This is a genomic window from Lysobacter sp. HA35 (assembly GCF_054061195.1).
In genome coordinates this window covers 790872-812302 of record NZ_JBSSDY010000001.1, presented here as the reverse complement: position 1 = coordinate 812302, position 21431 = coordinate 790872, and the positions used below count along the sequence as shown (strand labels likewise).

At 67.1% G+C, this 21431-nt stretch carries 13 protein-coding genes; 1 reads left to right on the top strand and 12 read right to left on the bottom strand.

Going from position 1 to position 21431, the window contains the following annotated elements; translation table 11 throughout:
* Nucleotides 1–19: 19 nt before the first annotated feature.
* From pbpC to gyrA, 5 genes are all read right to left on the bottom strand, one after another.
* The gene (pbpC, locus tag ACVWZN_RS04130; RefSeq protein ID WP_456952725.1) at nt 20–2362 is read right to left on the bottom strand and encodes a penicillin-binding protein 1C; all 2343 of its coding nucleotides are present in this window, start codon (nt 2360–2362) and stop codon (nt 20–22) included.
* A 79-nt stretch (nt 2363–2441) separates the two neighbouring features.
* The gene (locus ACVWZN_RS04125; protein WP_456954709.1) at nt 2442–7388 is read right to left on the bottom strand and encodes an alpha-2-macroglobulin family protein; all 4947 of its coding nucleotides are present in this window, start codon (nt 7386–7388) and stop codon (nt 2442–2444) included.
* Nucleotides 7389–7476: 88 nt separating this feature from the next.
* Nucleotides 7477–8784 carry a putative bifunctional diguanylate cyclase/phosphodiesterase gene (locus ACVWZN_RS04120; RefSeq protein ID WP_456952724.1) on the bottom strand — a complete coding sequence of 436 codons (1308 nt, stop codon included), beginning with the start codon at nt 8782–8784 and terminating at the stop codon, nt 7477–7479.
* Between the two features lie 3 nt (nt 8785–8787).
* The gene (locus ACVWZN_RS04115) at nt 8788–10053 is read right to left on the bottom strand and encodes an HD-GYP domain-containing protein (protein WP_456952723.1); all 1266 of its coding nucleotides are present in this window, start codon (nt 10051–10053) and stop codon (nt 8788–8790) included.
* Between the two features lie 260 nt (nt 10054–10313).
* Nucleotides 10314–13019 carry a DNA gyrase subunit A gene (gyrA, locus tag ACVWZN_RS04110; protein WP_456952722.1) on the bottom strand — a complete coding sequence of 902 codons (2706 nt, stop codon included), beginning with the start codon at nt 13017–13019 and terminating at the stop codon, nt 10314–10316.
* A 73-nt stretch (nt 13020–13092) separates the two neighbouring features.
* Here gyrA and ACVWZN_RS04105 point away from each other — a divergent pair, with 73 nt between their 5' ends.
* A complete protein-coding gene (locus ACVWZN_RS04105) occupies nt 13093–13284 on the top strand; it encodes a hypothetical protein (RefSeq protein ID WP_456952721.1) in 192 nt (63 codons plus the stop codon).
* 118 nt (nt 13285–13402) lie between these two features.
* Here ACVWZN_RS04105 and mtnA read toward each other — a convergent pair whose 3' ends face one another.
* The 7 genes from mtnA to ACVWZN_RS04070 all read right to left on the bottom strand — a co-directional run bounded on the left by mtnA (nt 13403) and on the right by ACVWZN_RS04070 (nt 21360).
* Nucleotides 13403–14458 (bottom strand): S-methyl-5-thioribose-1-phosphate isomerase, encoded by a 1056-nt coding sequence (gene mtnA, locus ACVWZN_RS04100; protein WP_456952720.1) that lies wholly within the window; start codon nt 14456–14458, stop codon nt 13403–13405.
* Between the two features lie 45 nt (nt 14459–14503).
* On the bottom strand, nt 14504–15247 hold the full coding sequence (locus tag ACVWZN_RS04095; protein WP_456952719.1) for a DUF3011 domain-containing protein: 744 nt from the start codon (nt 15245–15247) through the stop codon (nt 14504–14506).
* 97 nt (nt 15248–15344) lie between these two features.
* Nucleotides 15345–16319: an EF-P lysine aminoacylase EpmA gene (gene epmA, locus ACVWZN_RS04090; RefSeq protein WP_456952718.1), complete on the bottom strand. Its 975-nt coding sequence runs from the start codon at nt 16317–16319 to the stop codon at nt 15345–15347.
* The gene (gene ligA / locus ACVWZN_RS04085) at nt 16319–18670 is read right to left on the bottom strand and encodes an NAD-dependent DNA ligase LigA (protein ID WP_456952717.1); all 2352 of its coding nucleotides are present in this window, start codon (nt 18668–18670) and stop codon (nt 16319–16321) included. The genes epmA and ligA overlap by 1 nt, the downstream gene beginning before the upstream one ends.
* Nucleotides 18671–18674: 4 nt before the next feature.
* Complete coding sequence (locus ACVWZN_RS04080; RefSeq protein ID WP_456952716.1) at nt 18675–19769, bottom strand: class III poly(R)-hydroxyalkanoic acid synthase subunit PhaC; 1095 nt, start codon at nt 19767–19769, stop codon at nt 18675–18677.
* Nucleotides 19769–20695: a poly(R)-hydroxyalkanoic acid synthase subunit PhaE gene (locus tag ACVWZN_RS04075; protein WP_456952715.1), complete on the bottom strand. Its 927-nt coding sequence runs from the start codon at nt 20693–20695 to the stop codon at nt 19769–19771. Before ACVWZN_RS04075 ends, ACVWZN_RS04080 begins: the two co-directional genes overlap by 1 nt.
* Before the next feature lie 50 nt (nt 20696–20745).
* A complete protein-coding gene (locus ACVWZN_RS04070) occupies nt 20746–21360 on the bottom strand; it encodes a CDP-alcohol phosphatidyltransferase family protein (protein ID WP_456952714.1) in 615 nt (204 codons plus the stop codon).
* Nucleotides 21361–21431: the final 71 nt, after the last annotated feature.

The window sequence follows — 21431 nt, the reverse complement described above, 5'->3', positions numbered from 1 at the left end:
CACTGCGTAGTGCGCGGCCTCAGCGGCCGAGCACGCGGAATGCGATCCGCGCCCAGGCGCCGTCTTCGGTCAGAGCCGTCAGCTCATGCTCACCAGGCTCCGCGAGCTCAAGCGACGTCGTGGCCGTGCCCGACGTTTGCGCGACGACATGGCCATCGAGCAACCAGCGCACGTTTTCGTCCGTGCCCAACGCGCGAACGTCAACGCGCACGGGTTTGCCGTCGCCGGACGCAAGCCCGGCGTGGTCGCGTACGCCGTCGATGTGCAGCGTGTTCGCTGCGCCGCGGCCGTCGTCCATGCAGTCGGGGGCGAGCGCGGGCAGCGATGACGCCTCGCGCTCGCGCTGCGTAATCCAGGGCGATGCCAGAACCGGCCAACGCGCGAGCGAAATCGCGCGACGGTCGTGCGGCTTCGAACAGTCGGCTGACAACCGTAGACCCGAGCTCGCATCAACGTCGATGTCTTCGCGTCCGGCATTCCACGCGCGCGCCTGCCTTTCGGGCAACGTTGGCGGCACTGTGCCGTCGAGCGACCATGCAGCCATGCGTCGATGACACAGCGCAGCAGGTTGCGCGTCGAACGCGATACCGAGCGGCCAGCAGATGTCGACCTCCGACACCGACGCTGGCTTTCGCGTGACAGGCGCGGTGCGCGAATGCGGCAGGCTGTCGACGATCTCGAACAGCAGTGGCAACGCGGTGACCGCGCCGTACTGGCCTGGCATCGGCGTGCCGTCGGGCCGGCCGACCCACACGCCGACCGTGTACGCAGGCGTCGCACCCAGCGCCCACGCATCGCGATAGCCGTAGCTGGTGCCGGTCTTCCACGCGAGCGGCGTTCGGCCATGCGCATCGAACAGATCGCCGACGCTGCCGGGCCGCGGCGTGCGTTCGAGAATGTCGCGAATGATCCACGCCGCGCCTTCGCTCATGACGCGCCGGTCGACGTGGGCGTCGCGCGGCGTGTAACGCACCCGCCCGGCGACACCGCCGCGCGCAAGCGACGCATACGCCCCGACGAGATCCTCGAGCTTCGCACCGGTGCCGCCGAGGATCATCGACAGGTTGGGCGACGCGCCGTCGGGCCACTTCAGTCGCAAGCCCGCGTGTTCGAGCCGCGCGTCGAACTTCACGGGACCGAGCCGATCGAGCAGGTCGACGGCCGGCACGTTGAGCGACAGTCGCAACGCTTCCGCCGCGCCAATCGGCCCGTTGAACGCGGAATCAAAATTGCCGGGCCTGTAATCACCGAACGACTGCGGCGCATCGACTAGCAGGCTTTCGGAATGGATGAGCCCGTCGTCGAGCGCCATGCCGTACAGGAACGGCTTCAGCGTTGAACCCGGGGACCGCCATGCGCGCACCATGTCGACGTGGCCAAGCCGCGCGGCGTCGCCTATATCGATGGAACCGACATAGGCGCGCGCTTCCATCGTCTTGTTGTCGACGACGAGCAGCGCGGCGGACGTGCGTTCCGGCAGCGTCGAGAAATATGCGGTGAGGCGATCTTCGACGACGCGCTGAAGGTCGAGGTCGATGGTGGATGCGATGCGCGCCTGGCGCGGCGATGCACTGCGCAACCGCTGCGCAAGCAACGGTGCGAGACGCGGCGCCTGCAGCGATCGCGCGACGACAGGTTCGATACGCGCATCCCGCGAGTCCGCGGTTGACCACACACCAAGGGACGCCATGCGTGCGAGCACCTTGTCGCGTGCCGTGCGTGCGGCTTCGGGATGTCGATCCGGACGCAGCCGGCTCGGCGCCTGCGGCAGCACGGTAAGCAGCGCGGCTTCCGCGTGCGACAGCCGCGACGAGGGCTTTCCGAGATACGCCCAGCTTGCCGCTTCCACGCCCTCGATCGCGCCACCGAACGGCGCGTGATCGAGATAGAGCTGCAGGATGCCGCGCTTGCCGACATGCACTTCGAGCTGCGCGGCGCGGAACAGTTGCCGCAGCTTGCCGCCGACGTCGCGCGGATGCGGGTCGAGGATGCGAGCGACCTGCATGGTCAGTGTCGACCCACCCGACACCACGTGCCGATAACGCAGCATCTGCAGACCGGCGCGCCCGAGCGCATACGGATTGACGCCGGGATGCCGCCAGAACCAGCGGTCCTCGTAGCCGATCAGGGCCTGCAGGTAGAGCGGCGACACCGCGTCGGCACGCACGGGATACCGCCACACGCCGCGACTGTCGGCGAACGCGCGCAGCGGCGTGCCGTCGCGCGCGAGCACTACCGCGCCGCCGTCGCGTGCATCGGGCAAGGGCAGCGGGAACGCGAGGTCGAGAAGCATGGCGACGACGAGCAGCGATTCGATCGCCAGCGCTGCGCGAAGCAATCGGCCACGCCGGCTACTACCCATCAACCCTGTTCGCCACCCGACCCGCTTCATCGTTGCTGCCGCGCCTGCGTCGCATCGCTGCGACACAGGCAGCCACTCCTCAGTGCCCCGGCTCGACCACGCCGATCTTCGCCGGCACCGACTTGCCGACGCCGCGGATCCACGGACGGTACATATCCTCGACCAGCGGCGGCGGCACGGTGTACGTGCCGGGCGTGACCGCACGCACCAGGTAGAACACGCGTGAGGTACTGCCGGCCGACAGCTTCAGCGCGGCGACGTAACGATCGTCGCGGAACTCTTCGTGCTGCACTTCGGCGGCGTCCTTGCGGTCGGCAATTTCGATGCCTTCGATGGCGACGTCGGCCCACTGCTTCTCGTCGCCGAGATTGAAGTTCTCGATCTCCAGCCCCGCGGGCAGCAGGTCGGTGAGCAGCGCGTCGGGCACGTCGTCCTGTGGCGTGATCGACACCGACGCGATCAGCGCGTCGCCTTCCTCCAAGCGACCACCGGTCCACGCCGTGCCGTCGGGCTTGTACCAGCGGCGGACGATGCCGATGCGCGAGTCGTCGAATGCTGGTGCATCGCGCGGAATTCCCGCGACGTCGATGGTGCCGTATAGCGTGCCGGTGCCCGTCGGTACGAACGACACACCGCCGCGCAGCGCAGTGACGTCGAACAGCCGCGCCTGCAGCTTGGCGGCCGTCGCATTCGTCGCAACGCCGCCGACGCGCCACGTCCCGGCGACCTGGCGCGACGTATCCACCATCAACTGCTTGCCGAGACGCGCGAGCGCGACCTGCTCCTGCGTGCTGAAGTACATGCCGTACGGCGAGCGGCGCGCGTCGATCTCGCGCACCAGCGCCATCAGGCGCGTGTCGAAGGCTTTGGGCGCGAGCCCATGGCGGCGCGTGAGGGCGAGCATCAATGCGTCGTCGCGAACACGGCTGCCGTAATCGCCGAGGTACGACGGACGCGCATCGGGGTCGCGATCGAAGCCGTCCTGGATCGCGCGCAGGCCGCGTGCGCGGTCACCCTGCAACGCGAGCGCGAGGCCGAGATGCACGAGCGGCAGGCCGGTGATGCTCTGCTTGCGGTCGTTGTCGTAAAGCCCGCGCAAGGTGCCTAGCGGCGCGCGGTTCACGCGTGCGAGCACGTAGCCGGCGTGCGCCTGGTAGGCGAACCGCAGGTGTTCGCGATTGTCGTAGCCGTAGAAGCCGCTGCTGCCGCCCAGCAGGTCGTCGCTCATCGCCTTCAACGCCTTCCGCAGCACGTTGTCGGGAATCGCGAAGCCGGCGTCGCGCGCGTCGAGCAGGAACTCTGCTACGTACGGCGTGATCAGCGGATTGACCGTGTCGTCGTCATCGCCCCACATGGAGAAGTGGCCCGACGACACCTGCAGGCCGGACAGGCGCGCGAACGCACCGTTCATGCGCGCGAGCCGCGTCTTCGCATCGAGACCGGGCACGCCGAGCATGCGTGCGGTCGCATCGTCGAGCATCAGTCCCGCATAGCCCTTGCTGGTGGTTTGTTCGACGCAGCCATAGGGATATTCGAGTGCGCCCTGCAGCGCAGCCGCGAACGGGATCGGCGGCACGGGGCTGACGCTCAAGCGCGCCGCGACAGCGTCCGCGATCAGGCCGTCGGCGACGCTGGCCGGCAGCGTAAACGCGGCCGGCGCTTCGACGGTCGACGTCTGCGTACGCACCACCTGTGGCCACGCCGGACGCACTGGCAGCTCGAAGCCGCGATCGACGTGCGATGCATTGCCGTCGATGCGGATATGTACGCGGCCGACGCCAAAGCCTTCCTTCGCGGTCAGCGGGAAGGTCAGCGAGATCTTCTGTTCGGGCGCGAGCGTCAGGTTGCGTGCACCGTCGGCGATCGCAAGCGGCCCGGTCGCATCGACATTGACGCGGAACGTGCCGGCGCGGCCGGTGAAGTTCTGCACGTCCAGCGTGACGCGGCTAGTGTCGTTCGGCGCGAGCACGCGCGGCATGCTCGGCTCGGCCAAGATCGGCGCGCGGATGATGCTTTCCTTCGCAACGCTGCCGTACGTGTTGGCGGAATACACGACGGCCGACACGCGTAGCGTACCGTTGAAGTCCGGCACCGGCACGCGCAGATGCGCGATGCCCTTGGCGTCGAGTGCAACGGGTCCGGCGAACAGATCCACCGTCTGTACATGCGCGGTCGGACGTCGCGCCTGCGGCAATGCAGGCAACGCCATGTCGCCGCCGAACTTCAGGTGCGCGGTACCGCCCTCGAAACTCTCGATCACGCGCCCGTAGATGTCGTATGCGTCGACACCGAGGCGACGCTGCGCGAAGAAATGTTTGGCGGCGTCCGGCACCGGGAACTGCGTGATGTTGAGGATGCCGACATCGACTGCCGACACCACGACGTTCGCGCGCTGCCCCGCGAGCTGCGGCACCGCGATGGTGACCGGCAGGTCGCGTTCGGGCCGCATCTTGTCGGGCACCGCGATGCCCACAGCCACTCGACGATCGCGACGATCCACCGGCACGAACGCGACACCCACCGCACGCGCCGGCGTCACCTTGCTCGACGCACTGCCGCCACGGAAAACCAGCGCAGTGACATAGACGTCGTGCCGCTCCCAGTCCTTGGTCACCGGGATCTCGAACGTGCTACCGGCTTTAACGTCCACCGACTGCACGTACAGCATGTGGTCCGACTCGACGATGAGCAGGCCGCGACCCGGATTCGGCGGCGTCACCGTCACCTTCAGCGTGTCGCCGGCGCGATAACCGGTTTTGTCGAGTGCGAGCTTGACCTTGTCGGGCCGCGCGTCGAGGCCGCGGTTCTCGTCGTTCCAGCTCCAGCCGGCGGTGAATGGATATCGCGACGTCAGCTTGGTCTGGGGGTCGTAGACGTCGATGCGGTAGTCGCCCCACTCCAGCGGGAAATCGACGCTCGCCGCGTCGTTGCCGACATCGACGTTGCGCGTCTGCACGTTCTCGAATCGACGGGTGAACGCGTAGTCCCAGCCGTTGTCCTCGTCGTAATCCCAGTGGTAGTCGCGACGTTCGCGCACCAGCGTGACGCGCATTCCCGTCGCTGGCCGCGGACGGCCCTGCGCATCCACGCGGACGAGCTGGAAGCGCGCATTGGAATTCGCGTTCGCGCCGTCTTCGGGATCGAACATCGGACGCACACCGACCAGCGCATCCGCCGGCCACATCACTCGCTTGACGCTGCGATTGACGGTGCGGCCGCCGGTTTCATACACGCTGCCGCTCAGCATCAAGGCGATCGGCGAGACGGGTTTCGCTTCCTTCGGCAACGGAACATCGACGTCGAACCGCCCGTTCGGATCGAGCGTGGTATCGACGACGTCTTCGGCCTTGTCCGGCAGCTGCAGCGTGGCGTCGCCGAAGAAGTAGCCGGGCAATTGTTCGAGCGGATGCTGCTCGACGGCGATCGCGAGCCGCGCGGTGAAACGATTGCCCGCGGCCGGCGCGCCATAGAGGTAGTCGCTCTGCACGTGCAGCTTCAGCGGCTGACCCGGCGCGACCACCGGCTGCGCGCTGAGGTCGAGCTTCAGGCGTTCCGGCAGGAACTCCTCGACGCGCAGCGCCATGCCCTGCACCGCCTCCTTGCTTCCGGGGTCGGTACGGAACTCGATGCGCCAACGACCGGTCGGCGCATCTTCGGGAATCAGCTGGTCCTGGCGTACATAGCCCTGCGCGTCGGGCTGCAGGCGCGACTCGATAAGCGTCTTGCCATCGGGTTGCACGTAGCGCACGTACACGGGCTGCGCCGTCTTTCCGGCAGCGACCGCGACCGGGTTGCCGTCGTGGTCACGCAACAGCGCCGACAGGTGCACCGTCTCGCCGGGGCGATAAAGGTCGCGACCGGCCCAGGCGAAAACGTCGAACCAGGCCTGCTCGCGGCCCGCGACGGCGAACTCGGAAAGATCGAGCGCGGGCTGGCTGAACGGCAGCATCGTGACGTCGCTCCCGTGGCGTGCGATCAGCACGTGCGCGGCGTCGAGCTTGTAGTCGAGCAGCGCGTTGCCGTTGCCATCCGTCGTGCCCTTGAACACCGGGTTGCCGGACGCATCGAGCACGCGCAGATCGACGCCGCCCGTGCCCGAGCCGTCGAGCAGCGACGCGGTGTGCACGAACAGGCGATCCTTGTAGGCACGCACATGCAGGCCGAGATCGCTGACCGTGAAGAACGCGGTCTCGAAGTCGTCCTTGAACGCGCCGGCGCGCTTCATCACTGCGAAGTAGAGGCCGGGCTGCTGCAGCTCCTTGATGTCCTGGATCGGCAGGTAGGTGAGCACGCGCTCGTTGGCCTTGCCGCCGAGCACGAACCGGTTGACGTACACGGGGTCGGCGATGCGCGACAGCGCCGCGTGCTCCTTGCCGTCGTTGTCGAGATCCCAGCTGCCGCGACGCCCGCCGCGCTGGTACTCGGCGAAGAACTTCGGCAGTTCGCCGTCGCGCACGCGCAGGAATTCGACGTCGACTTCCGGCACGTTGATCGACACCACTGGCAGGCCGCGGCTTTCCCGCGCCGGCAGCACACTGCCCTGCGACGCGAAACCGACCACCGGATCGAGCGGGCCGGTGTAGACCTTGCGTTCGATCTGGTTGCCGATGCGGCTGCCGTCCGCCGCCGTCATGCCGGGGTACGCGATGACGACGTAATGCCGGCTCGCCTCGACGTGCGGGAAGCGCAGGATCTTCGCGCCTTCGTCCAGCACCCAGCCGCCATCGATGCGGCCGCCCTTGTCGTCGCGTACGACGATCAGGCGGTCGAACTCCTGCGTCGGCGCGAGCGGTCGACTGAACTCGACCGCGATGGCCAGCTCGTCGCCGGACTTGTCGGGGTAGACCGAGGCGATGCCGAACTCGCCCGCTGCAACGCGCTTGGCGTGGATCGCCTCGCCGCCGGGCGTCGGCAGTTCGCCGTCGGTGTCGCGCTTGCACGCACCGATGCCGAGAGCCAGGACGACGAACATCACGATCATCGCGCCGATGCGGCGCGAGGCTGCGGATCCGTCCGCGCGTTGCATGCTCGGCATGCGTGCCCCCTCGAGAATGCACGCAGTATAGGCATCCGCCGACGCGCGAAATCGCATGCCGACGGACGGCTGCAACGTGTCAGTCGGCGGGAGAAACCGGTTGTTTCGGGTGCTCGCCGAGCCAGCGCACCAGGTCCGCCGGCGGCATCGGCTTGGCGAACAGATAGCCCTGCAGGACGTCGCAGCCGAGTTCGGTCAGGTGGTCACGCGTGGCCTCGTCTTCCACGCCTTCAGCCGCGACGGTCAGGCCGAAGCGATGCGCCAGGTCGACTACGAAACGGATGATGTCGGCGCACGATGGATCGGTCGCGAGTTCGGTGACGAACGATCGATCGATCTTCAACTCGTCGGCCGGGATGTTGCGGAAGTACGACAGACACGAGTAGCCGGTGCCGAAGTCGTCGATCGAAATGCGCGCGCCGAGCGCACGAATGCGTTCGAGCACCGGGAACGCGAGGCGCGCATCCATCAGCGAGCTTTCGGTGATCTCCACGACGAGCTGCACGCCGTCGCCCCAAAGGCGCAATGCGTTTTCGATGAGTTCCGGAAGATCCGGCTCAGTGGCCAGCATGCCGGGAATGTTGATCGACACCGACGACGGCCCCGACGGGAACTTCCACTGCGACGCCTGCCGCAGTGCGGTGTTGAGCGCCCACACCGTCAGCTTCTTGATGTGCCCGATGCGTTCGGCGACGGGAATAAACACCGACGGCGGCACCATGCCGCGCGTGCGGCTGTTCCAGCGCATCAGCGCTTCGGCACCGACGGGCACCAGCGAGCCAGCGATCAGTTTCGGTTGGAAATTGAGCGAAAGCTCGCCTCGCTCGATCGCGCCGCCGAGCTGCACTTCGAGGTCCCACTGATCCGAGATGTCGACATCGCCAGCGGTATCGGGCGCGAACATGTGGCGAACCCCTGCACGTCGCGCACGCGACAACGCGGCCTCGGCGCGACGCAGCAGGAACTCGGAATGCGTTGCATGCCGTGGCGCCATCGCGATGCCGACGGTCACCGGCACATGCAATTCCGCCTGCCCTTCGCGCATCGGCCGCGCGAGCAGTCGGAACAACTTCTGCACGGCGAGTTCGACGTGCCCGGCATTCATCATGCCGGTGAGGATCAGCGCGAAGCGGTTGTCGCCGATGCGCGCGGCGTAGTCCTGCGGACGCGTGACGAATTCGAGCTGGCGTGCGAGATGGTTGAGCAGCCTGTCGCCCGTGGCAAACCCGTGCACGCCATTGATCTGCGCGAAACCGTCGATGTCGATGATGAGCAATGCCATCGCGGTGCGCTTGTCGGACGCATGCACGACTTGGCGACCGAGCAACGGCAGGAACGCGCGTCGATCGCGCAGACCGGTCACTTCATCGTTGTTTGCCGCGAGCACGCGTCAGTCCAGGAACAGCGCAGCGCGGTCGATGCCGTGGGCGCCAGCCGGCAGTCCGCCGCGCACGTTCAAGGGCGCGCCGTCAGCGTCGGTCGCTACTTCGGCGAGGTCGATAAGACGGAATTCCGCGAGCGGTTGCTTGTCGGGCGCAAGGATCAGCATCACCGATGGGCGCAGGCGCTTGAGCGTGTTGACCGACATGACGACGCCGACCGAACCGTCCGATAGCTCGATCAGGGTGCCGGTCGGATACACGCCGCAGGTGCGGATGAACTGTTCGACGAGTTCGGACTGGAACAGGCGGTCGCGCGTTTCGTACAGCTCCATCACCGCTTCGTGCGGCGAACGCGCACGCGCGTACGGGCGCTGGCTGACCATCGCGTCGTAGCTGTCGACCATGCCGGCGATGCGCGCGAACATCGGAATGGACGCGCCCTGAAGGCCGCGCGGATAACCCGAGCCGTCGTGTCGCTCGTGATGGTTTTCGACGATCTGGTGGACGATGGGCGACAGGCCCGGCGTCTCCTCCATGATGCTGCGGCTTTCGCGGACATGTCCGCGCAGGCGCTGCAGGTCGTCGTCGTCGATCGCCTCGGTCTTCGTAAGCAGCGAATCGGGCAAGCGCACCTTGCCGACGTCGCACAGCAATGCGCCGAGTGCGAGATCGCGCAGGTCGTCGCGCTCCAGTCCGAGGTGGCGGCCAAACGCCGCCGCCCAGATCGAACAGGCGATGCCGTGCTGGTAGACGTAGTCGCCCTTGCGGCGCATCTCCATCACCCACGGCAACGCGGTCGGGTTGCGGGTGATCGAGTCGAGCATGGTGTCGACGCCTTCACGCAGCTTGTCGGCGTCGAGCTTGCCGCCGCTGCGCAGGCCGTCGATGACGTCGCGCACGCCGGCTTCAAGCGTTTCATGCGCCTTCTCGGCGGCGGCGGTTTCGGCCCCGAACACGCGCGACAGGATTGAGCGCATCGGGCCTTTCGCTGCAGGCGGCGGCATCGCATCGAGGGTTGCGGCCGGCGAGTCGCCATCGAAGATGACGAACTGCGGCGACGGCGCCTTGCCGCGCGCGATGTCGACGCGCACTTCTTTGCACATGGCCCTGACGCGGCGCAGCTCGTCCTCGGTCTCGACCAGCAGGCCTTCGAAGGCGAAGCCGCTGCCGAGCCACGGGCGATCGAGTTCGCTGACGAACATGCCGCGCTCGAGGCCTGCCGTGGTGATGCGCAGTTCCTGGCGAAAATCCGTCGTCGCCGTTGCGCCACTCATCGCGCCGGGCCTCGGGCAGGACACGCGTCGCCAACGACGCACGTCGCGACGTCGGACAGGACACGGCGGCAGGGGACGGTCAGGTGGTGCATTCGCGATCGCTGGGAGCCTCTCGAAGGCCTAACGGCCGCCACGGCCCAAGCTTGACCCCCGTCGCGCTTCCAAAGCGCTGAAAGATTCATCGCGCGTCCGCGTGCCGACCGGCGGCACAAACGAAAACGCCGACCCGGAGGTCGGCGTTTCGCGGCGCGAATCGGCGATCAGACCGCGGGTTCGTCGTCCGCCGAGGCGTCGGGCTCGATCGCGTCCGGGTCATGGCCGGCGACGTTCAGGACGTGGCGGTCGATCGTCGGATCGGCGCCCTCCTCCGTCGGCACGACCGCGCCGGTCAGCATCTCGTCCTCTTCCTCAAGCGACACGTCGACGCGCTCGATCGCCTGCAGCGACTCTTCCGAGCCGAGCTTGATCAGCGTGACGCCCTGCGTATTGCGGCTGACCTGCGAGATCTCCGACGCGCGCGTGCGCACCAGCGTGCCGCGGTCGGAGATCAGAAGCACCTCGTGGTGGTCGCTGAGTTGGATCGCGCCGACGAGCTCGCCGTTGCGGTCCGTGGTCTTCAGCGCGATCACGCCCTGGATGCCGCGACCCTTGCACGGGTATTCCTCGAGCGGCGTGCGCTTGCCGTAGCCGTGTTCGCTGGCGGTCAGTACATCGCCATCGCCGTCGACCACGATCAGGCTGACGACGCGCGCACCGTCGCTGCCCTCCTCGCCTTCCGCCAAGCGCATGCCGCGTACGCCGGTCGCCGTACGACCCATCGGGCGCACCTCGGACTCGGAGAAGCGCACGGCCTTGCCGTTGCTCGCGAACAGCATGATGTCGCGCGTGCCGTCGGTGAGCTCGGCGTTGACCAGCGCGTCCCCGTCGTCGAGCGAGATCGCGATCTTGCCGCGCTGCAGGCGGAACGAGAACTCGGTAAGCGGCGTCTTCTTGACCGTGCCGTTGCGCGTCGCGAAGAACACGAACTTGCCCTCGGTGTACTCACGCACCGGCACAACGGCCTGCACCTGCTCGCCGGCTTCCAGCGGAATCCAGTTGATGATCGGGCGGCCGCGCGACGTTGCACCGGCTTCCGGCAACTGGTGCACGGGCAGCCAGAACACGCGGCCGGTGCTGGTGAACGTCAGCAGCGTGTCGTGCGTGTTCACCAGCCACAGCTGGTCGATGAAATCCTCGTCCTTGGTCTTGGCCGCATTACGACCGCGACCACCGCGCTTCTGCGCGCGATACGCGGCGACCGGCTGACGCTTGGCATAGCCCGAATGCGACAGCGTGACCACCACGTCTTCCGGCGCGATGAGGTCGAGGATGTCGAAATCCTCTTCGCTCGGACGGATTTCACTGCGGCGCGCATCGCCAAACTCGGCCTTGAGGTCGAGGAGCTCGGTACGGATCACTTCGCGCAGGCGATCGGGATTCACGAGAATCTCGATCAGCCCGCGGATCGTCTCCAGAAGCGCGCGGTATTCGTCGGTGAGCTTTTCCTGCTCAAGCCCGGTGAGGCGATGCAGGCGCATCTCGAGGATCTGCTGCGCCTGCGTCTCGGTGAGCTGATAACGCTGCGCGCCGTTCTCGTCGAGCAGGCCGACGCCGTTGGGCAGGTCATCCGGACGCGATGCATCGGCGCCCGCTGACGCCAGCAGCGCGCTGACCAGGCCCGGCTCCCACGTGCGGGCAAGCATGCGCTCGCGCGCTTCGACCGGATTCGCCGACGTCTTGATCAGGTCGATCATCTCGTCGATGTTCGCGAGCGCGACCGTCAGGCCTTCCAAGATGTGCGCACGCGCACGGGCCTTGCGCAGGTCGAAGATCGTGCGGCGCGTCACCACTTCGCGACGGTGGCGCACGAACGCGTCGAGGAATTCCTTGAGGTTCAGCAGCTTCGGGCGGCCGTCGACCAGCGCGACCATGTTGATGCCGAACACCGACTCCATCTGCGTCTGCTGATAGAGGTTGTTGAGCACCACGTCGGCCGATTCGCCGCGCTTGACCTCGATGTAGATGCGCATGCCGTCCTTGTCGGACTCGTCGCGCAGTTCGCTGATGCCTTCGAGGCGCTTTTCCTTCACCAGCTCGGCGATCTTCTCGATCAGCCGCGCCTTGTTCACCTGGTACGGGATCTCGGTGACGATGATGGCCTCGCGGCCGTTGTCCATCGTCTCGATCTCGGCTTTCGCGCGCATGCGCACGCGGCCGCGGCCGGTGCGATAGCCGGCGATGATGCCCGCGGTGCCGTTGATGATGCCGGCGGTCGGGAAATCCGGGCCCGGGATGTACTCCATCAGGCCGTCGACGTCGATGTCGGCGTTGTCGATCAGCGCGATGGTCGCGTCGATGACTTCGCTGAGGTTATGCGGCGGGATGTTCGTCGCCATGCCGACCGCGATGCCGGCGGAACCGTTGACCAGCAGGTTCGGCACACGCGTCGGCATGACGGTGGGCTCGAGTTCCTTCTCGTCGTAGTTGGGCTGGAAATCGACGGTTTCCTTGTCGATATCCGCCATCAGCTCGTGCGCGATGCGCGACATGCGCGCCTCGGTGTAACGCATGGCTGCGGCGGAGTCGCCGTCGATCGAGCCGAAGTTACCCTGCCCGTCCACCAGCATGTAGCGCAGCGAGAACGGCTGCGCCATGCGCACCAGCGTGTCGTACACCGCGGTATCGCCGTGCGGGTGGTACTTACCGATGACGTCGCCGACGATACGGGCCGACTTGTAGTACGGCCGGTTGCTATGCGCACCGAGCTCGTGCATCGCATACAGCACGCGGCGATGCACCGGCTTCAGGCCGTCGCGCACGTCCGGGAGAGCGCGGCCGACGATCACGCTCATCGCGTAATCGAGGTAGCTGCGGCGCATCTCGTCTTCGAGATTGACCGGGATGATTTCTCGGGCGAGTTCCGTCATCGGGATTCCGTTTGGGGCGAGGACGCGCCGGCCGAAGCGGCTGGCGTGCGGGCGCTTTCCAAGCGGCCGTGCCATGCCTTCGGATACGCGTCCGGAAGTGGTGAAATTCTATCACGCGCGGCGGCCGGAAGCACGCGATTTCCGGCCGCAAAACAAGTACTTACGCGTGGAACACGGGGCGATTCAGACGGGTCGCAACTGCTGCGACCAGGAAGCCCGTTTCGAGGCGCTGAACCGGATAGCGGAACGGCCCAACACCGGCTGAGCTTGGTGACACGGATCGGTGGGACGCCGCCTCGACCGCACCGTGTCGACGCAGCCTCACCGACCGCGCCGTTGCGCGTTCGGCTAGGACATCTACCCGTCCGAACCGCTGTCCTCAGCTACCGAAACGCCACCCGCATCGCGGCTTCGTCCGGGCGCTCGATGACGCCGCGCTCGGTCACGATCACGTCGATCAGGTCGTGAGGCGTGACGTCGAACACCGGGTTCCATGCCTCGACGCGCTCGGCCGCCGTGCGTACGCCGCCGAGCGAGAACAGCTCCGTGGCCTCGCGCTCCTCGATGTGGATCGCGTCGCCGTTCGGCGTGTCGAGATCGACGGTCGACGACGGTGCGGCGACCATGAACTTGACGCCATGGTGGCGCGCGGCGATCGCAAGCTGGTACGTGCCGATCTTGTTCGCGGTGTCGCCGTTCGCGCAGATGCGGTCCGCACCGACGACGACCCACTGCACGGCACCGGTGCGCATCAGGTGCGCGGCCGCCGCGTCAGCGATCAAGGTCGGCACGATGCCGTCCTGCTCGAGTTCCCAGACGGTAAGACGCGCGCCCTGCAGCCACGGCCGCGTCTCGCCCGCGTACACCTTGTCGATGCGGCCCTGCGCGACGCCGGCGCGGATCACGCCGAGCGCGGTGCCGAAGCCCGCGGTCGCCAACGAGCCCGTATTGCAGTGGGTCAGCACCTGGCTTCCCGGCGCGATCATCGCGGCACCGAGCGCGCCCATGCGACGGTTCGCGGCGAGGTCTTCGGTCGCAATCGCTTCGGCTTCGCGAAGCAGTACGTCGCGCCAATCGGCACCCGCCGTCTGTACGACGCGCCGCACGCGCGCGAGCGCCCATGCGAGATTCACTGCAGTCGGCCGCGATGCGTTGAGTCGCATGAATGCCGGATCGAGCTTCTGCATCGCGTCCGCGCCATCAGTCGCATCGACATCGCGCGACGCCAACACCGCGCCCCAAGCCGCCGCGATACCGATCGCGGGCGCACCGCGCACCGTCAGGTTGGTGATCGCGTCCGCGACTGCCGCGTAGTCGTCGCAGCGCACGTACTCGACCGCGAACGGAAGCTTGCGCTGGTCGAGAAGTTCGAGGGCGTCGCCCGTCCAGCGAATGGGACGGACGCGGTCGTAGCGGTCGAAATCGAATGCGGGGTCCATGCACGCATTCTAAGCGCGGCGGTGCGACGGCCCCGCAGTCGTGCGTCAGCGGCCACTCGCGAGTACGCCGCCACCGACTTCGAAGTCGGCGCGGCAACCGCCGTCGACCCAGAGACCGCGGTCGTCCACGCCCCAGGTCTGCCCTTCGACGCAGGCGGTGTGCGAAAGCTGGTTGAGCAAGCGCACATTCGCACGCGGCGCGATCGCGCAGCTGTGGATGCGGCCCTTGTCGGATTCGCAGCGCACGCGCGACGGCGCGACCGCTTCAGGCCGGTTCCAGCCGCCGACGATGCGGAACTCGGCACGGCAACCACCGCTGACCCAGACGCCTTCGCGATCCATGCCCCACGACTGCCCGCGGATGCACTGCGAGCGCGAGAGCTGGCGGACGATCTCGACCTGCGCACCGGTGCGCGTCGTGCAGTGCGTCCAGCGGCCACTATCGGAGCCGCAGCGGAACAGTCGCTCGCCACCACTGATCGGGCCGATCGGTCCGCGGCCGTCACCATCGGAAACCGCGAGGAATTCGCCGCGGCAGCCCTGCGTCACCCAGATGGAGCGACGCGTGCGGCCCCAGGTCTGTTCCTCGATGCACGGCGTCTTCGACAGCTGGCGCAGCAGACGCGCGCCGCCGCTGGCATCGACCGGACATTCCTTCGTGTGGCCGTCCGAAGATTCGCAACGCAGGGTGCGGCCGTCGGGCGGCGGCCCCCACGCGCGCGCTGGCCACGGCGCGACGACGCATGCCCCGACCGCGATCGCAAAACCGATCGCTCCGCGCGTCATCATCGTTCGTCTCCAGCAGTTCGTTGCATACCGACTGTAGCGCGCCAAGGTGAACGGTGCTCGTCCAGATCGCGACCGGCCGGCGTTCATTTATGTGCCGTCAGGCGCGCGCGAAATCGAACGCGAGCACGTCGGCGATACGCGACGCGCCCAGCAGCGCCATCAGCAGGCGATCGACGCCGAGTGCGACACCCGCGCTGTCCGGCAAACCATTCGCCAGCGCATCGAGCAGCGCGTCGTCGCGCGGCACGTTCGGGGCGCCGTGCATGTTGCGGCGCACGATGTCCGCGTCGAAGCGGCGACGCTGTTCCGTGGCGTCTGCCAACTCGTGGTAGCCGTTCGCGAGTTCGAGCGCGCCGAGGTAGACCTCGAAACGTTCGGCGACCGGCGGATCACCCTCGCGCACTCGGGCGAGCGCGCATTGCGACGCCGGATAGTCATGCACGACGTGGATGGTGTCGGCGGCGAACGTCGGCTGGATGCGGTGCGTCATCAGCAGGTCGAGCCAGTCGTCGCGCGTGAGGCCGTTCGGATCGACGTGCACGTCGCCGAGCGCCGCACGCAGGGTTTCGACGCCATCGCGATGCGCGTCGACGCCGAGGTGCGCATGGAACAGCGCGCCGTAGGTGGTCTCGTCGACGCGGGCATTCCGCCCCACCAGCGACAGGCATCGTTCGACGAGATCCGCGACTTCGCGTGCAAGCGCCACGTGATCGATGCCCGTGCGATACCACTCCAGCATCGTGAATTCGGGATTGTGCCGCCCACCCGCCTCGCCGTCGCGGAATACGCGACCGAGCTCGTAGCAATCGCCAATGTCCGCCGCGAGCAGGCGCTTGAGCGGAAACTCCGGCGACGTACGCAGCCATCGCGTGCGAGGCGCGCCGTCGGTGCGACCGCTGAACTCGACGGCGAACGATGCGATGTTCGGATCGGTGTTGCCGGCGCGCGACATCACCGGAGTTTCGACTTCGAGCACGCCACGCTCGGCCATGAACTCGCGGATGCGGCGATTGACCGATGCACGCAGCCGCAGCGCCTCCGGCGTCGCCGATGGCTGCCATGCGACGTCCATCAGGCGGCGCCGTGTTGTGCGAGGAACGCGATCAGCTTCGCTTCGTCCCACACGTCGACACCGAGCTGCTGCGCCTTCTCGAGCTTCGAACCTGCGCTTTCGCCCGCGACCACAAAGGCCGTCTTCTTCGACACGCTGCCGGACACCTTGGCGCCGAGCGCTTCGAGTTTCTCGCCCGCCTGCTCGCGGGTCATCGATGACAGGGAGCCGGTCAGCACGACCGTGGTGCCGTCGAGCGGTCCCGCCGTTTCCGCGACCGCGGGTAGCGCGTCGAGAAGTCGAGCCTGCGCGGCGACGGCTGCGTCCAGAAGTGCGCGGTTCGCGTCCATGTCGCGCCACGCGACAAACGCGTCCGCGACCGCTTCCGGCACGCCGCCGTCGACGAGTGTCGTCGCCTCGACCGTCGGTAGGGCATCGGGCTTGGTCGCAGCAGCAATCTGTTCTCCGCGCAGTCGCGTGACCTTCGGGATCTCCAGATCGACCAGCAGCGTCGCGACATCAAGTCGCTCGCGCAGCTTGGGCGATGGCGAATGCTCATCGGTCGGCGCGACGCCGCGCTCGAGCAGCGTATCGATCACCTGCTGGTTGCCTGGTTGATCGAGGAAATGGCCGAGTGACCGTGCGACCTCGCCGCCGATGTCCGGCAGCGCCTTGAACAGCGGCCAAGGCAGGCGGCGCACGACCTCGAGCGAGCCAAACCATGCGGCAAGTGCTTTCGCGGTGCTTTCGCCGACGTGTTCTATGCCGAGTGCGAACAGCAGGCGTTCGAGAGTCGTGCTGCGGCTGCGGTCGATGGACACGAGCAGGTTCTCCGCCCATTTGGTCGCGACCTTGCCACGCGATTTTGTCGCGGGTTCGACGTCTTCGGCCTCCGCACCGCGCGCATCCACCTCGCGCTTCATCGCGAGCAGGTCGTCGAGCGTTAGCGCATACAGATCGCCGAGCTGCTTCACGTAGCCGAGGTCGCAGAGATCCTCGATGAAGCGATCGCCGAGACCTTCGATGTCCATGGCGCGGCGGGAGGCGAAGTGACGCACGGCTTCCTTTCGCTGCGCCGCGCAGGTGAGTTCGCCGGAACAACGCCAGACCGCCTGTCCTTCCTCGCGCACGATTTCCGAGCCGCACACGGGGCACGTCGTCGGCATCTGCCACGCGGTGGCGCCGCGTGGACGTTCCGATTCGACGACGCGCACGATCTCGGGAATAACATCGCCGGCGCGCCGCACGATCACGGTGTCACCGACACGCACATCGAGGCGTGCGACCTGGTCGGCGTTGTGCAGCGTGGCGCTGGTCACGACGACGCCGGCGACCTGCACCGGGCGCAGGCGAGCGACGGGCGTCGCGGCACCGGTGCGACCGATCTGGATTTCGATCGACTCCAGAACGGTCATCTGTTCCTGCGCCGGAAACTTGTGCGCGATCGCCCATCGAGGCGCACGCGATACGAAACCCAACTCGCGCTGGCCGGCGTAGTCGTCGAGCTTGTAGACGACGCCATCGATGTCGAACGGCAGCGATGCGCGGCGTTCGCCCATGCCGCGGTAGTAATCGAGCAGGCCATTCGCCCCGCGTACGACCGCATTCTCGGCGCTGACGGGAAAGCCCCAGTCACGCAGCTTCGCCAGCACCTGCGAGTGCGTGTCCGGCAACGTGCCGCCCTCCACAGCGCCGATCGCATACGCGTAGAACGCGAGCGGACGTTGCGCAGTGATGCGCGGGTCGAGCTGGCGAAGTGAGCCTGCAGCGCCGTTGCGTGGATTCGCGAGCGGCTTCGTCCCTTCCGCGAGCGCCTTCTCGTTGTAGACGTTGAATGCCGCGATCGGCATGAACACTTCGCCGCGCACTTCGAGCACGTCCGGCCAGCCGCTGCCACGCAAGCTGAGCGGCACGCTGCGGATGGTGCGTACGTTGAGCGTTACGTCTTCGCCGGTTGCACCGTCGCCGCGTGTCGCCGCGACCGTCAGTCGACCCTGTTCGTAGCGAAGGCTGATCGCGAGACCATCGAGTTTGGGTTCAACCGAGAACGCCGGATTATCCACTTCGAGCGTTTGCTCGATGCGGCGCACGAAGTCGGCGACTTCCTCATCCGCGAACGCATTCGACAGCGACAGCATCGGCACGACGTGGCGCACCTGCGCGAACGCACTAGCGGGCACCGCACCAACGCGTTGTGTCGGCGAATCGTCCGTCGCAAGGTCGGGATTGTCCGATTCCAGCGCGAGCAGTTCGCGCATCCAGCGGTCGTACTCAGCGTCGGGCACCGACGGATCGTCGAGCACGTAGTAGCGATGGTTCGCGTCGGCGATCAGCCGGCGCAGTTCGTCGATGCGTGCAGCAGATTTGGCCATGCGGTCAGCGGGCGCCCTTCGATCGCTGCGACAACCAGTCGTGGATGCCCTGCGGAATGTCGCGCTGTGCTCGGCCCGACACGTAGATGCCGATGTGGCCGCCACGGAACGAGAGCTCGCTGTAATCCTTCGTGCCAACGAGACCACGCAAAGGCTTCGATGCCGACGGCGGCACGAGGTGATCCTGCTCGGCGTAGATGTTGAACACCGGCATGTCGATCGCCTTCAGGTCGACGGTTCGATCGCCAACGCGAACCGTGCCGTTGACCAGCCCGTTCTCCTGGTAGAACTGCTTCATGAACTCGCGGAACGCTTCGCCGATGAGATCCGGCGAATCGAAGATCCACGTTTCCATGCGCAGGAAATCCTCGACCGCGCGCTTGTCCTCGAGGATGTCGACCAGCCCAACATACTTCTGCACGAGCAGCCGATACGGCTTGAGCGTGAGGTAGCACCAGTTCATGACGTCCGCCGGCACGTTGCCCAGCGTGTCGACCATCAGGTCGATGTCGAGCGAACGCGCCCAGCCGGCGAGCATGTTGTCGTCGGTGTGGAAGTCGACCGGCGTCACCATCGTGACGAGGTTGCGCACCTTGCGCGGATTCAGAGCGGCGTAGCACAGCGAGAATGCGCCGCCCTGGCAGATGCCGAGCAGGTTGATCGCATCGACGCCATGCGCACGACGCAGGTAATCCACCGCACCGCCGAGGTAGCGCTGGATGTAGTCCTCGATCGTCTGGTAACGGTCCGAACGATCCGGATAGCCCCAGTCGATGATGTAGACGTCCTGCCCGCGCTCGAGCAGGCCGCGCACGATGGACTTGTCGCTCTGCAGGTCGACCATGTACGGGCGGTTGACCAGCGCGTAGGCGATCAGAAGCGGCACGGTTTCGGTCGGCGTAACGCCGTCGCGGTGGAAGCGGTAGACCGCGACCTTGCCGTCGCGCCAGACCTCCTCGCGTTCACTTGCGCCGATGTCGACGGGATCGAGCGTCGCAAGCGTTTCCATGCCCTTGCGCAGGCGTGCCTGCGTCTGCAGCGCTTCGCGCGCGAGCGCGTCGAGGCCGATGTTCATCGGCGATCCGAACGGGTTGTCCATCAGCGTTTACCGGTCTTGCGGGGCGCGGCCTTGGCGGCGCGGGGCTTGGCGGGTTCGGGCGCCGCTGCGGTGCGTGTATCGGATGCCGGTTGCGACATCGCTTCGACCGTTTCGCGAAGACGGCGAAGTTCGCGCTCGAGTTGCGCGACCTTGCGATGCGCGGCGTCGACTTCCGAACGGCCGGGAATGCCCCACTGCGCGCAGGCCAGTTCGACTTCCTGCTGCATCGCCGCGCGAACGCGCATCTGTGCGTTGATGTATTCGCCGAACGCGGCCTTGAAGCGATCGCTCAGCGCGATGTCGGCGTACGCGTCTTCCGCGGCGTCGATCCAGAGATCGAACAGCGCGCGTGCGGATTCGACCGGCTTGCCGTCGGTACCGCGCTTGGCGAGCAGCGATTCGAAACGCGAGAACGCGTCCTGCCCGGCTTCGGCGACGATCGTGTTGAACGCGCGCGATGCCTGCTGGAAGTCGGCAGTCGCCTTGCCGAACGCCTGCATGCGTTCCTGCGACTCACGCGTAAAGCCGAACGCCGGCATCTCGAACGGTCCGCGCGTGGCGCCAGGCGCACCACCGAAGAACGCCGCCGGCATGAACGCGCTGGCGAAACCCGACTGCGCGAACGGGTTGTCGCCCAGCATCGAACGCCAGGCGCGCGCGATGTCGGCGGCCTGCGCTTCGCCGCTGCTGCCGAACTGCGCGGCGAGCTGCTGCATCTGCGTCATCCACTGGCTCGCAAGCGCAGTGGGGTCGAAGCCCGGAGCTGGCTGCGGCGCCGCGGGCTTCCACCATGCGAACGGATCGGGCGCAGGCGCGGCGGGCTGCGGGCTCATAGCCGAAAGCCATTGACGCCCGAGACGCTCGAACGTGGCGGGATCGAACGCGGGAAATCCGAAGCCGGCGGCTCCGAACGGGGATGTCGACATGGTGTTCTCCGATCGAGCGTCGATGATAACGAACGCGTCGTACGGCCCGGTTACGGTTTCGGGATATGCACGGTCTTGCTGATCATCAGCGAGCCGGACAGCGCGAACATCAGCACCAGCGGGTGCAGCTGCCACGGCCCGAGCTGCACGACGCCGCCCCATGTGCTGGACCCAAGCGCGCCACGCATCGCAGCGATCGCCAGCACGATGACGAGCAGCAGGCTGGTGGGAATCGGCGTGCCTTCGAAGTACTTCACCTTGTCGCCGCCACCCGAGAGCTGCTCGGCGGTGACGTTGTAGCGCGCGAGGCGGCTGACGCCGCAGCAGACGAAGTAGCTGAGCACGACCCAGTCCCAGCCGCCCTGAAGGCCGCAGGCATAGGCCAGCGCGGCGGGCGCGACGCCGAACGAGATCACGTCGGCGAGCGAATCGAGTTCGCGACCCAGCGTCGATGCCGACTGACGCCAGCGCGCGACGCGCCCATCGAGCGCATCGAACACGAACGCGAGCGGGATGAGCGCCATGCCGAACAGCAGGTCGCGCACCACGCCGTCCTGCAGGAAACGCATGGCCGCGAAGACCGCGCCCGAGCCGCAGAACGCGTTGCCGAGGGTGAACCAGTCCGCGAGCTGGAAGTCGCGGATCATCGAGAAGTGGCGTTTCATCGGGGCATCCGGCGGTTTCGTGGCAGCGTGCCAAACCGAGTGTGACGCACGCAACACTGCTGCTTCACATT